At 71.5% G+C, this 13360-nt stretch carries 12 protein-coding genes and 1 tRNA gene; 3 read left to right on the top strand and 10 right to left on the bottom strand.

Annotated features, from left to right (window positions below):
- Positions 1–181: 181 nt before the first annotated feature.
- The 3 genes from galE (at position 182) to ACY34I_RS14265 (ending at position 3587) form a co-directional block, all read left to right on the top strand.
- Positions 182–1111, top strand: a complete 930-nt coding sequence (gene galE, locus ACY34I_RS14275; protein WP_462755644.1) for a UDP-glucose 4-epimerase GalE — start codon at positions 182–184, stop codon at positions 1109–1111.
- Positions 1108–2289, top strand: coding sequence for a galactokinase (gene galK / locus ACY34I_RS14270; RefSeq protein ID WP_462755531.1), 1182 nt, complete (start codon positions 1108–1110; stop codon positions 2287–2289). The genes galE and galK overlap by 4 nt, the downstream gene beginning before the upstream one ends.
- A gap of 179 nt (positions 2290–2468) precedes the next feature.
- Complete coding sequence (locus ACY34I_RS14265; protein WP_462755530.1) at positions 2469–3587, top strand: tetratricopeptide repeat protein; 1119 nt, start codon at positions 2469–2471, stop codon at positions 3585–3587.
- A 215-nt stretch (positions 3588–3802) separates the two neighbouring features.
- Here the strand turns inward: ACY34I_RS14265 and cysN are convergent, their stop codons facing one another.
- From cysN to ACY34I_RS14215, 10 genes are all read right to left on the bottom strand, one after another.
- Positions 3803–5131 carry a sulfate adenylyltransferase subunit CysN gene (cysN, locus tag ACY34I_RS14260; RefSeq protein ID WP_462755529.1) on the bottom strand — a complete coding sequence of 443 codons (1329 nt, stop codon included), beginning with the start codon at positions 5129–5131 and terminating at the stop codon, positions 3803–3805.
- On the bottom strand, positions 5131–6042 hold the full coding sequence (gene cysD, locus ACY34I_RS14255) for a sulfate adenylyltransferase subunit CysD (RefSeq protein ID WP_462755528.1): 912 nt from the start codon (positions 6040–6042) through the stop codon (positions 5131–5133). The genes cysN and cysD overlap by 1 nt, the downstream gene beginning before the upstream one ends.
- Before the next feature lie 80 nt (positions 6043–6122).
- The gene (locus tag ACY34I_RS14250) at positions 6123–6956 is read right to left on the bottom strand and encodes an inositol monophosphatase family protein (RefSeq protein ID WP_462755527.1); all 834 of its coding nucleotides are present in this window, start codon (positions 6954–6956) and stop codon (positions 6123–6125) included.
- A 92-nt stretch (positions 6957–7048) separates the two neighbouring features.
- Complete coding sequence (gene pth / locus ACY34I_RS14245) at positions 7049–7639, bottom strand: aminoacyl-tRNA hydrolase (protein ID WP_148798749.1); 591 nt, start codon at positions 7637–7639, stop codon at positions 7049–7051.
- A gap of 157 nt (positions 7640–7796) precedes the next feature.
- Positions 7797–8486, bottom strand: coding sequence for a 50S ribosomal protein L25/general stress protein Ctc (locus ACY34I_RS14240; RefSeq protein WP_462755526.1), 690 nt, complete (start codon positions 8484–8486; stop codon positions 7797–7799).
- Between the two features lie 297 nt (positions 8487–8783).
- Positions 8784–9764 (bottom strand): ribose-phosphate diphosphokinase, encoded by a 981-nt coding sequence (locus ACY34I_RS14235; RefSeq protein WP_148798753.1) that lies wholly within the window; start codon positions 9762–9764, stop codon positions 8784–8786.
- A 53-nt stretch (positions 9765–9817) separates the two neighbouring features.
- Positions 9818–11344, bottom strand: a complete 1527-nt coding sequence (gene glmU, locus ACY34I_RS14230; RefSeq protein ID WP_462755525.1) for a bifunctional UDP-N-acetylglucosamine diphosphorylase/glucosamine-1-phosphate N-acetyltransferase GlmU — start codon at positions 11342–11344, stop codon at positions 9818–9820.
- A 103-nt stretch (positions 11345–11447) separates the two neighbouring features.
- Positions 11448–11519, bottom strand: a tRNA-Gln gene (locus ACY34I_RS14225).
- A gap of 8 nt (positions 11520–11527) precedes the next feature.
- A complete protein-coding gene (locus ACY34I_RS14220) occupies positions 11528–12400 on the bottom strand; it encodes a helix-turn-helix domain-containing protein (protein WP_462755524.1) in 873 nt (290 codons plus the stop codon).
- Between the two features lie 59 nt (positions 12401–12459).
- Positions 12460–13317, bottom strand: coding sequence for a helix-turn-helix domain-containing protein (locus ACY34I_RS14215; RefSeq protein WP_462755523.1), 858 nt, complete (start codon positions 13315–13317; stop codon positions 12460–12462).
- Positions 13318–13360 lie beyond the last annotated feature (43 nt).

Raw genomic sequence — 13360 nt, 5'->3', positions numbered from 1 at the left:
GGATCTGTTCAATCATGGCGGATAGTGATGGAATGACGGGTGGTCATGCGCAGCCGCGGCACAGTCGGCGGCCTTAGGGTGATCACGGACGGCCGCGGCGGGACGCGGCCAGGCAGGAGGACCCGACGTGAAACTGCTCGTCACCGGCGGCGCCGGCTACATCGGCAGCGTGGTGACCCGGATGCTGCTCGACCACGGCCACGAGGTCACCGTCCTGGACGACCTGCGCACCGGCCACCGGGCCGCCCTCGCCCCCGAGGCGACCCACGTCGACCTGCCGGTCCACGAGGCCGCCCGGGTGCTCACCCCCGACGCCGGCTTCGACGGCGTGCTGCACTTCGCCGCGCTCATCGCCGCCGGCGAGTCGATGGTCAAGCCGGAGCTCTACTGGCAGAACAACACCGTCGGCTCGTTCGCCCTGCTCGACGCGGCACGCGCCGCCCGGGTGCCCCGGCTGGTCTTCTCCTCCACCGCCGCGGTCTACGGCAACCCGACCGAGGTGCCCATCCCGGAGACCGCCGTCAAGGCGCCCACCAACACGTACGGGGCGACCAAGCTGGCCGTCGACATGGCGCTCACCTCCGAGGCGATCGCGCACAACCTGGCCGCGGTCTCGCTGCGCTACTTCAACGTCGCCGGGGCGTACCTGCACGACGGGCAGGCCATCGGCGAACGGCACGACCCGGAGACCCACCTCATCCCGCTCGCCCTCGACGTGGCGGCCGGCCGGCGCGAGAAGCTCCAACTCTTCGGCGACGACTACCCCACCGTCGACGGCACCTGCATCCGCGACTACATCCACGTCGAGGACCTGGCCCGGGCGCACCTGCTGGCCCTGACCGCCGCCGTTCCCGGCCAGCACCTGATCTACAACCTCGGCAACGGCAACGGCTTCACCAACCGCCAGGTGATCGAGGTGGTCCGCGAGGTCACCGGCCACCCCGTACCGGTCGAGGTGGCGCCCCGCCGCGAGGGCGACCCGGCCGAACTGGTCGCCTCCTCCGCACTGGCCCGCGAGGAGCTGGGCTGGGTGCCGCAGAAGCCCACCCTGCACGACATGGTCGGCGACGCCTGGGCCTTCTACCGGGCGCACGTCCTGGGGCAGCGGTGACCACCACCCCCACCGCGCCGCCGACCGACGTCGCCGCCCGCGCCACCGCCGGCTTCCGCCACCGGTACGGCGGGGAGCCGGCCGGCCGGTGGGCGGCACCCGGTCGGGTCAACCTGATCGGCGAGCACACCGACTACAACGAGGGCTTCGTGCTCCCGTTCGCGCTGCCGCTGCGTACCGTGGTCGCCGCGGCACCGCGGGACGACGAACGCTGGACGGTCTGGTCGGAGCTGGACGCCGACCCGGTCGAGTTCGGCCCGGCCGAGGCCGACCAGCCCGGCCGGGTCACCGGCTGGGCGGCCTACGTGGCCGGGGTGGTCTGGGCCCTGCGGGCCGCCGGCCACCGGGTGCCGGGGGCCCGGCTCGCCGTCGCCTCCGACGTGCCGGTCGGCTCCGGGCTCTCCTCGTCGGCGGCCGTCGAGGCGGCGGTGCTGGCCGCTCTGGTCGAGCTGGGCCGGCTGGACCTGCCCGCCGACCGGTGGCCGCGGCTCGCCCAGCGGGCCGAGAACGACTACGTCGGGGCGCCCACCGGGATCATGGACCAGTCCGCCGTGATCCGCGGCCGGGCCGGGCACGCCCTGTTCCTGGACTGCCGCACCGAGGACGTCCAGCAGATCCCGTTCGACCTGCAGGCGGCCAGGCTGGCCATGCTGGTGGTGGACAGCCGAGCCCCGCACCGGCACGCCGACGGGGAGTACGCGGCCCGGCGGAAGTCGTGCGAGCAGGCCGCCGAGACGCTCGGCGTGCCGGCGCTGCGGGACGTGGACGTCGCCGACCTCGACGCGGCGCTGGCGAAGCTGCCCGACGACGAGACCCGGCGTCGGGTCCGGCACGTGGTCACCGAGGACCGGCGGGTGCTCGACACCGTCGCGCTGCTGCGCGCCGGCCGGGTGGGCGACATCGGCCCCCTGCTCACCGCCTCGCACGCCTCGATGCGGGACGACTTCGAGATCACCGTGCCGGAGGTCGACACCGCAGTCGACGCCGCCCTGGCGGCCGGGGCGTACGGCGCCCGGATGACCGGCGGCGGCTTCGGCGGCTGCGTGCTCGCCCTGGTCGACGCCGACCGCGCTCAGGCGGTCGCCGACGCCGTCACCGCCGCGTACGCCGAACGCGGCTTCGCCGCCCCCGGCACCCTGACCGTCCTCCCGGCCGGCGGCGCGGCCCGCCTCGACTGAACCCCGTCGGCCGGCCGTCCTCTCGGGACGATCGGTAGGGTGGGTGGCCGCGCGGAGAACCGGAGGCAGCGTGAGCGCGAGGAGTTCGCGAGCCCCGCAGTCGCGAACCGAGGTGAACCTGTGAGTGCGAGGAGTGAGCCGGTCCTGCGAGCCCCGCAGTCGCGAACCGAGGTGAACCCGTGACCGACACGGGATTCGCCGTCCAGGAACGGGCCCAGGCACTGAGCCAGATCGGCCGGCACGCCGAGGCGGCGCAGTTGCTGCGCGAGGCGCTGGCCGGGCAGCCGGAACACGTCGGGCTGCTGCTGCAACTGGCCCGCTGCCACCGCGAGCTGGGCCAGCTCGCCGAGGCGAACCGGCTGGTGGACCGGGCGCTCGGGCTGAGCAAGGCGCCACAGCACCTGTACGCGGAGAAGGCCCGCATCTTCCTCGCCGCCGACGAACCCGGGTTCGCCGCAGCCGCCGCCCAGCACGCCCTGGAGTTGGCGCCCCGCTCCTGGGAACACCACGGCCTCCTGGCGGAGTCCCTGCTCCGGATGGGCAACCCCAACCGGGTGCTGGCCGCCCGGCGGCACGCCGACACCGCCCTGGAACTCGCCCCCGACAACCCCCAACTGCACGTGCTCGACGCCCGCCTGCACGCCCGGATGGGCCGGCTCCGCGCGGCGCGGGAGGCGTGCGGCCGGGCGCTCGCCGTCGACCCGGCGTACGAGCCGGCGCTGCGGGAGCTGGCGAGGTTCGACGCCGGGCAGGACCGGACCAGCGCCGCGGCCCGCGGCTTCGGCGACGCCCTCGCCGCGAACCCGCGCGCCGCCTGGAACGTGACCGCCCACGAGGTGGCCTCCCTCGCGCTGGGCTGGCGGCTGTTCGACGTCACGGCACTCGCCGCCCTCGCGTACTGGTCGGTGTTCGCGCTCGTCGACCCCGCGCCCGGCGGCGTACGACCGGTGGCGGCCGGAGTGGTCCTGGTGGGCCTCGCCGGCGCGACCGGGTACGCCTGGCGACGGCAGCCGGACCCGGTACGCCGGCAGCTGCGGCGGTGGGCGCGCGCCGCGGCGGCCGTACCCGGCCTGCTGCTCGTCCTGGCGGCGCTCGCTTCCCTGGTGCTCGGCGGCCTGGCCCCGACGGCGGACAGCCCGGCGGCCGGGGTGGCGGCGCTGCTGCTGCTTCCGGTGGCCCCGGTGCTGGCGTTCCGACTGTGGCGACAGCTGCGCCGCCGGGGCGGCATGGCGGTCCACCGCCTCGGCTACACCGCCTGGGCCCGCCTCACCGCCCGCCGTACGGCGACCGGCTCCTGACCGCCCCGCGCCCCGCGCCCCGCGCCCCGCGCCCCGCGCCAAGATCGTGCTCGATCCTGGAAGTAGTGGTCTCCTAATTCGCGGGAGGCCACTACTTCCCTGTTCGAGCGCGACCTCGCTGCCGCCAGATGCAGAGGCCCGCGACCTCGCTGCCGCCAGGTGCGCGAAGGCCCGCGCCGGACAGCGACGCGGGCCTTCTCCGAGCGCGGGCAGGGTCAGCCCGTCTCGACGATCATGCCGGCGCCGACGGTGCGGTTGGTGGCCTCGTCGATGATGACGAAGCCGCCGGTGGTGCGGTTGCGGCGGTACTCGTCGGCGAGCAGCGGGATGGTGGTGCGCAGCCGCACCCGGCCGATCTCGTTGAGCTTCAGCTCGCCGGCCGTCTCATCCCGGTGCAGCGAGTTGATGTCCAGCCGGTAGTGCAGGCCGCGCACGATCGCCCGCGCGGAGCGGGTGGTGTGCTTGATGGCGTACTTGCCGCCGACCTGGAGCGGGCGGGTCTCGTCCATCCAGCAGACCATCGCCTCGATGTCCTGCGCGACGGTGGGGGCGTTGTTCGGTCGGCAGATCATGTCGCCGCGCGAGATGTCGATCTCGTCCGTCAGCCGGACCGTCACCGACATCGGCGGGAACGCCTCGTCCACCGGGCCGTCGGCCGTCTCCACCGACGCGATCCGGCTGGTGAAGCCGGACGGCAGCACCATCACCTCGTCGCCGGCCTTCAGCACGCCGGAGGCCACCTGGCCGGCGTAGCCGCGGTAGTCGGTGACGGTGGTGGACTGCGGCCGGATCACGTACTGCACCGGGAAGCGCACGTCGACCAGGTTGCGGTCGGAGGCGATGTGCACCCGCTCCAGGTGGTGCAGCAACGACGGGCCCTCGTACCAGGGCATGTTCTCCGAGCGGGCGACGATGTTGTCGCCCTTGAGCGCGGAGATCGGCACCACGGTCAGGTCCGGCACATCGAGCTTCGCGGCGAACGCGGTGAACTCGTCGGCGATCCGCTCGAACACCTCCTGCGACCAGTCGACCAGGTCCATCTTGTTGACGCAGAGGACCAGGTGCGGCACCCGCAGCAGCGAGCAGAGGAACGCGTGCCGGCGGGACTGCTCCACCAGGCCCTTGCGCGCGTCCACCAGGATCAGCGCCAGGTCGGCCGTGGAGGCGCCGGTGACCATGTTCCGGGTGTACTGGATGTGCCCCGGAGTGTCGGCGATGATGAACTTTCGCCGCGGCGTGGCGAAGTAGCGGTACGCCACGTCGATGGTGATGCCCTGCTCCCGCTCGGCCCGCAGGCCGTCGGTGAGCAACGCCAGGTTGGTGTATTCGTCGCCCCGGGCCGCGCTGACCGCCTCGACCGCGGCGAGCTGGTCGGTGAAGAGCGACTTCGTGTCGTACAGCAGCCGGCCGATCAGGGTCGACTTGCCGTCGTCGACACTGCCCGCGGTGGCAAACCGCAGCAGGTCCATCTGCCGGGCCTCCGGCCCGGCCCCGGCGGCAGCCTGGGCGTCCGTCGCGTCCGGTGCCAGCGTCTCTGCGCTCATCAGAAGTAGCCCTCCCGCTTGCGGTCCTCCATGGCGGCCTCGCTGACCCGGTCGTCGCCGCGGGTCGCGCCGCGCTCGGTGATCCGGGTGGCGGCCACCTCCTCGATCACCTTCTCCACCGTGTCCGCGTCGGAGCGGACCGCCGCGGTGCAGGAGGCGTCGCCCACGGTCCGGTAGCGCACTCGGGCCTTGAACGACACCTCCCCGGCGCGCGCCCGGAAGAACTCGTTGACCGCGTAGAGCATGCCGTCCCGCTCGATCACCTCACGCTCGTGCGCGTAGTAGATCGACGGCAGCGGGATCCGCTCCCGGGCGATGTAGTGCCAGACGTCCAGCTCGGTCCAGTTGGACAGCGGGAACACCCGGATCGACTCGCCCGGGTGGTGGCGGCCGTTGTAGAGCGCCCACAGCTCCGGACGCTGGTTCTTCGGGTCCCACTGGCCGAACTCGTCGCGGAAGCTGAACACCCGCTCCTTCGCCCGCGCCTTCTCCTCGTCCCGGCGGGCACCGCCGAAGAGCGCGTCGAAGCGGTGCTTCTCCACCGCGTCGAGCAGCACCGGCGTCTGGATCCGGTTGCGCATCCCGTCCGCCGACTCGCGGACCAGGCCCTTGGCCAGAGCCTCGGGCACGCTGGCCACGATCAGCTGCAGACCCAGCTCGGCGACCCGCTGGTCCCGGTATTCCAGGACCTCGGGGAAGTTGTGCCCGGTGTCCACGTGCATCACCGGGAACGGGATGTTGGCCGGGGCGAACGCCTTCTGGGCCAGCCGGAGCATCACGATCGAATCCTTGCCGCCGGAGAAGAGGAGCACCGGGCGCTCCATCTCGGCGACGACCTCACGCATCACGAAGATGCTCTCCGCTTCCAGCGCGTCGAGGTGGGAGACCTGGTACGCGGCGGGGGCCGTCATGACACGAACTCGATTCGCTCGGATCCGCACATCGGGATTCCAGACCTTTCCGGTCGGACTCGTGAAGAAGAACGCTCAGGCTACCCGGAATGCCTCTGCAACGCTGCAAGCAACCGGCTGGCGAGGTCCTTGCGGCAGACCAGCAGGTCGGGCAGGCGCGGGTCGGCCTCGTTGTATTTCAGCGCAGAACCGTCGATCCGGGAAGCGTGCAGCCCGGTGGCCGTCGCCACAGCGACCGGAGCGGCCGAATCCCATTCGTACTGGCCGCCGGCATGGATGTACGCGTCGACCTCACCGGTGACCACAGCGGCGATCTTCGCCCCCGCGGAGCCCATCGGCACGAGATGAGCGCCGATGTCCTCTGCCAGATCGGTCAGAAAAACCGGCGGACGGCTACGACTCGCCGCCAACCGGATGGTCCGTCCGCCGCCCGCTGTCGCCGCCTCCAACGTCATCGGCGGGTACGCCGGCGGGTAGTCCGTGGCCAGCACCCGATGCTGCGCCGGCAACCCCACCGCGCCCGCCACCAGACCGTGCGACGTCGGCGCGTTACGCGCCCAGAGCGCCACGTGCACCGCCCAGTCCGACCGGCCGTCCTCCGAGAACTCGCGGGTGCCGTCCAGCGGGTCGATGATCCACACCCGGTCCGCGTTCAGCCGGGACACCGCCTCGGAACTCACCTCCGCCGTCCAGGCCAGCCGCGAACCCTCGTCCTCCTCCGACAGCACCGCATCGCCCGCGCGCCACTTCGCCAACTCGGTACGGATCAGGTCGTGCGAGACCTTGTCCCCGGCCGACTTCAACGCCCCCGGATCGGCGAAGCCCATCTCCGCGCGCAGGTTCATCAGCGCCTGCCCGGCACGCGCCGCCAACCACCGCGCGAAGGCACCATCGATCATCGGAGGACTAGTCATCTTCTCCCGCTCCCGTCGCAGGCATCCGCCACGTCAGAAAGGCGCAGACTACCGGCCCCGGTCAGCCGGACCCGGCACGCCCCGCCCGGCACTCAGGTGCCGTGGTAGAGGTTCTGCGTCGGCTCCACCCCGCGGGTCACCACCGACTCCACCACGTCCGCCGCCCGGTCCACCAGGAACTCCAGCTCCTTGCGCTCGACCGAGGAGAAGTCCGCGAGCACGAAGTCGGCGGGATCCTGCCGCCCCGGCGGCCGGCCGATGCCGAACCGCACCCGGACGTAGTCCTTCGTGCCCAGCGACTTCGACATCGACCGCAGGCCGTTGTGCCCGCCCTCGCCACCGCCGCACTTCACCCGCACCTGCCCGTACGGGATGTCCAGCTCGTCGTGCACCGCGATCACCCGCCCAGGCGGGATCTTGTGGAACTGCGCCAGCGCGGCCACCGGACCACCGGAGAGATTCATGTACGTCAGCGGCTTCAGCAGCACCAGCTTCGGACCGCCGAACCCCAGCCGCCCCTCGGCGACCTCCGCCACCGCCCGCTTGTGCCGGCCGAACTTCGCGCCCACCCGGCCGGCCAGCAGCTCCGCCACCATGAAGCCGACGTTGTGCCGGTTGCCCGCGTACTCCCGACCGGGGTTGCCCAGGCCGACCACCAGCCACGGCCCCGCCTCGTCCGTCACGCCACGTCCCTTCCGCTCTCCCACCGAACGCCAGCCCGGCGCGTCCGCCGCCACGACCCGGAGCCGTCGCCCGCCAGCCACCACCCGCCGGCCACCCCGATACGCCGACAGGCGCCCCCGGAAACCGGGGACGCCTGTCGCACAGCCTGCGGACCGATCAGGCCTCGGTCTTCTCCTCGGCAGCCGGCTCGCCCTCGGCCGGAACACCCTCCGCAGCCTCGGCGGTCTCCTCGCCGACCTCGGCCTCCGCCTCCTCCTCGGCCTCCTCGACCTCGGGCAGGGTGGCCTCGAGCTGCTCGGCGGTCGGGGCGGCGGTCACCGTGGCGACCGGCAGCTCCGGGTCGGCGGCCAGCTCGACACCGGCCGGCAGCTTGACGTCGGCGGCGGTCACCTGGACACCCGGCACGGCACCCTCGATCGAGGCCTCCAGGTGGTCCGGCACCCGGGTGGCGTCGGCGGTCACCGACAGGGTGTCGTGGTCGTGCACGATCAGGGTCTCCGCGGCGGCCTCACCGGTCAGCTCGACCGGCACCTCCACGGTGACCTTCTCACCGCGACGGACCAGCAGCAGGTCGACGTGCTCGAAGGTGTCCTTGATCGGGTCACGCTGGATCGCCTTCGGCAGCGCCAGCACCTGGGTGCCGTCGCTGACCTCGATCGCGAAGAGCTGGTTCGCACCACCCTTGCGGATCGCGGCGGCGAACTCACGCGCCGGAAGCGCGATGTGCTTCGGCTTCTCGCCGTGGCCGTACAGCACGGCGGGCACCTTGCCGGCCCGGCGGGTACGACGGGCACCACCCTTGCCGAACTCGGTACGGGGCTCGGCGCTGATCTTTACCTCGGACACGGGGAAACTCCTGATGCTTTCGCTGCGGCGGCTTGTCGACTGGCGGTGCTGGGGCGAGGGGCTCGCTGGGGCTCATGCGTCATGAACGACTGCCCGGAGCACCGCGTCGATGACGGCGCCTCCGTGCGGTGCTTTTCAGCGGCCCGCCGGGCACCCTCGCCGTGGCAACCGCACCAGTCTACCCGAGCCGATTCCCAGCTTTCCGGCAGTCCCCATATCACCGCCGGGACGGGCCCGCAGGACAACCGGCACACCGCCGACGGCCGCCCACGACGACCGCCGGGCGGCGGCGAAACGTCAGCTCAGACCACCGAAGAGGGTGGTCACCGACCCGTCGTCGAAGACCTCCCGGATCGCCCGGGCCAGCAGCGGCGCGATCGACAGTACGGTGATCTTGTCGAGCTGCTTCTCCGGCGGCAGCGGCAGCGTGTTGGTCACCACGACCTCGGTGATCGGGCTGTTCTTCAGCCGCTCGGTCGCCGGATCCGACAGCAGCGCGTGGGTCGAGGCGACCACGATCTCCGCCGCGCCAGACTCCTTCAGGATGTCGGCAGCCTTGGTGATCGTGCCACCCGTGTCGATCATGTCGTCGACGACCAGGCAGACCCGACCCTCGACCTCACCCACCACCCGGTTCGCCACCACCTGGTTCGGCTTCAGCGGATCCCGCGTCTTGTGGATGAAGGCCAGCGGGCAGCCACCCAGCCGGTCCGTCCACCGCTCGGCCACCCGCACCCGGCCCGAATCCGGCGCCACCACCGTCATCGGGCGGCCCGCGTACCGGTGCTCCACGTACTCGGCCAGCACGTCCATCGCGAACAGGTGGTCCACCGGGCCGTCGAAGAAGCCCTGGATCTGCGCGGTGTGCAGGTCGACCGTCAGGATCCGGTTCGCGCCCGCCGTCTTCAGCAGGTCGGCCACCAGCCGCGCCGAGATCGGCTCCCGCCCCCGGTGCTTCTTGTCCTGCCGCGAATACGGGTAGTACGGCAGCACCACCGTGATCCGCTTGGCCGAACCACGCTTCAGCGCGTCCACCATGATCAGGGTCTCCATGACCCAGGTGTTGACCCCGTGCGTCACGGACTGCACCACGAAGGCGTCCGAACCGCGCACCGAGTCCTTGTAGCGAACGAAGAGCTCACCGTTGGCGAACTCGTACGAGTCGGTGGGCGTCGGCGCGACGCCGAGCACCTCACCGATCTCCTTGGCCAACTCCGGAAAGCCACGTCCGGAGAAGAGCATCAGGCTCTTGCGGTTTTCGGCGACGATGCTGCCCATGGGCCCGTCTGCTCCCGTTTGTCGGTGGTTCCCGGCGGCGGTGGAGCCGGGGACTATTCGGTTGCAGTATCCCCCGCGTTAACCGGTCCTCCCATGGTCTCCGGCCGCTCGTGGATTCGCTCACCTTCCCTTGCGGCCGAGGCCTCGTCCGACGCACCCTCGCGGGCCCGCTGCGCCGCCTCCGCGGCCGGCGTACCAGCGCGCTTGCGCAGCACCCAGCCCTCCACGTTGCGCTGCTGACCCCGGGCCACCGCCATCGCACCCGGCGGCACGTCCGAGACGACCACCGAACCCGCCGCCGTGTACGCGCCGTCGCCCACCCGCACCGGCGCCACGAACATGTTGTCCGCCCCGGTCCGCGCGTGGTTACCGATCGTCGTGTGGTGCTTGCGCACCCCGTCGTAGTTGACGAAGACCGTCGCGGCGCCGATGTTGCTGTGCTCGCCGATCGTCGCGTCCCCCACGTACGACAGGTGGGGCACCTTCGAGCCCTCGCCGATCGTCACCTTCTTGGTCTCCACGAACGTGCCGACCTTCGCCTTGCGGGCCAGCCGCGACTCCGGCCGCAGGTACGCGTACGGCCCGACGCTGGCCTGCGGACCAACCTCCGCGCCCACCGCGTGGCTGCGCACCACGCTGGCGCCCGCGCCGACCGTGGTGTCGACCAGCGTCGTGTCCGGGCCGACCAGCGCGCCCGCCTCGACCACCGTCGCGCCCTGGAGCTGGGTGTTCTGGTCGATCACCGCGTCCCGCTCCACGGTCACCGTCACGTCGATCCAGGTGGTGTGCGGGTCGAGGATGCTCACCCCGGTGCGCATCCAGCCCTCGTTCACCCGGTCCCGCAGCAGCCGGCGCAGCGCGGCCAACTCGACCCGGTCGTTGCAGCCCAACGTCTCCACGTGGTCGGGGGCGCAGTGCACCGCCACCGGCTCGCCCGCGTCCCGCAGCAGCCCGAAGACGTCGGTCAGGTACTCCTCGCCCTGCTCGTTGTCGGTGGAGAGCTTGCCCAGCGCCTCCCGCAGCCGCGCCACGTCGAACGCGTAGATGCCGGCGTTGATCTCCCGCAGCCCGCGCTGCTCCGGGGTGGCGTCACGCTCCTCGACGATCTGCTCCAGCCGGCCCTCGGCGTCCCGCACGATCCGGCCCAGGCCGGTCGGGTCGGGCACCTCGGCGGCCAGCACGGTCGCCGCCGCGCCGGCGCTCTCGTGCGCCTCGACCAGGGCCGCCACGGTCTCCGGCCGCAGCAGCGGCACGTCGCCGTTGATCACCACGACCGTGCCGGTGACCTCGGGCACGGCGTCCAGCGCGATGCGTACCGCGTGCCCGGTGCCGAGCTGCCGCTCCTGGAGCACCGGGGTGGCCTCCGGGGCGAACTCGGCCAGGTGCGCCCGGACCTGGTCGGCACCGTGCCCGACCACCACCACCGTGCGGTCGGCGCGCAGCGGCGCGGCCGCGGCCAGCACGTGGCCGAGGAGGGTACGGCCGAGCAGCGGGTGCAGCACCTTGGGCAGGGCCGACTTCATCCGCTTGCCCTCACCGGCGGCGAGCACGACAACGGTGCGGAGGTGGGGCTGGGACACGACGTGGCTCCCGTCGGGACGGCGACAGTCTCGCGGCCATGCTAACCAGATCGCGGTGGAAGCCGCCGAATACCCCGACAAGGGGCATCGGCAACCAAACTTGCTCGGCCGCCAGGGTTCGAACCTGAAACACGGGTACCAAAGACCCGGGTGTTGCCAATTACACCACGGCCGAAGGGTCGTTCACAGCTTAGCGCTGGCGTCCAGTCCGAGGTTGCTCGCACCGGGCAGACCTGCCGCGAGGCCCTCCACCGCACCTGCTATCCAGAGATACAGCTCCCGAGACCTCGGCACCCGCACCACCAGGCAGCCGCGGTAGTTCTCACCGACGTTGGTCCGCGACGTTGTCGGATTGTGTCGCTTCAGCGTCGGACGCTGGAAGCAGTCCAGTCCGACCCCGAGTTTTGCAGCCCACCACCGCCCAACAGCCTCGGCGTCCGCGTTCTCATGAATGCTCACGCGATACCGGAGATCCTCCCGAGACCTGCCCATGGCCTCGACGAACCTGATGAACAGTTCCACCAGCCGAGGGTCGCTGTTCGTAAAGGTGAGGTCATAACGAGGATTGTCCGGCTTGCTCTTGGTGCCCTCACTCAAGTAGAGCACCGCGCCGATCAGGAGTGTTTCCCGCAGGTCCGGCGCGCCGGCCCACTCGGCCGCCAGGTCGCGCGCTTCGCGTTCCGCGTCCTCGCGCTGTTCTCGCCGACGCGCACGGCTCAGCATTCGACGCGCGTCAGCGGCCCGTTGCCGCTGATCGGCAACCTTCGACGATGAGTCGAGCGGAAGATGCTTGACCCACTGGTAGGCGGTCGACTTGGCGACCGTCAGCCGCTCGGCGATCTCGTTGACCGTGTGACCGTCGGCTCGCAGCTGCAGCGCCTTCGCATGCAGGTCGTCCTTGGCGTTTCGACGTCGGACGGATGCGGGTGCCGGAACGTCCCGCAACATCGCCTGCACTCGGACCCGACCGAGGCCTAGACGTGAGCAGATCTGACCGACCGACAGTTGCTCCACCGCGCGGAGACGACGGACCTCTGCGGCCAGGGAGTCGGTCATATTCGGCAGGCTAGAACAGCCGTCCGACGAAACTGGCACATGGCAGAGGACCCTCTCAGTCAATCGTCGACTCGTTCTGGTGCAGGCTCCGTGGCGGCGAAGATTTCGGCAACCAGTCCTTCGATCCGCCAGTAGAGCTCGCGACTGCCCGGCACGTTGATCACCAGACAGCCGTGATAGCCGTCACCCGTGTTCCGCCGTAACGTGGCGATCCGGTGCCGTTTGACAGTCGCACGCTTGACGCGGTCGGCAGGTAGCCCGAGTCTCTCCACCCACCATCGGGTCGCCGACTCGGCGTCGGCCGATTCGTGGATGCTCAGCCGGTACGTGGGCACTTCCCGATCGATTCCGCACGCCGCCAGAAAGCGCAGGAAGAGCGAAAGGATCCCGGGGTCGCTGTTGATGAACTGAAGGTGGTCGTCCCGCCGCCAGGGTTTCGACTTGGTGCCCTCACACCAGTAAATGGCCGCGCCAAGCAGCAACAGGTCTCGCTCGTCCAGCGCCCCGACCGCCGCCGCCCCGCGAGCCTGCTCGGCGGCCTGCGCGGCGTCCCGCGCCTCGCGATGCGCCGACCACCGGGCGTCGGTCATCAGCTTCGAGCGGGCCCGGCGCCGCTCCGCCGCCGCGTCGTCCGGATCCAACGGCAGGTGCTTCACCCACTGGTACGCGGTCGACTTCGCCACGCCGAGCTGGTGCGCGATCTCGTTGACCGATCGCCCGTCGGCGCGCAGCCGCACCGCTTCGGCCCGCAGCGCGTCCTTGGCGTTGGGGCGCCGGGTCCAGTCGGGCGGCGGCACGCCGCGCAGCAGTGAGTACGCCCGGTCGCGGCCGATGCCCAGCCGGGCGCATATCGCACGGACGGAGAGCTGCTCCTCGACGCGTAGGCGGCGCGCCTCCTCGGCAAGCGGATCGGTCACGGTCGCAGGTTAGAACGCGCGTACGACAAGGAGGTCCATTCAC

It is taken from the genome of Micromonospora sp. RTBAU3-60, assembly GCF_054963695.1.
This window is presented reverse-complemented; position numbering and strand designations above follow the sequence as displayed.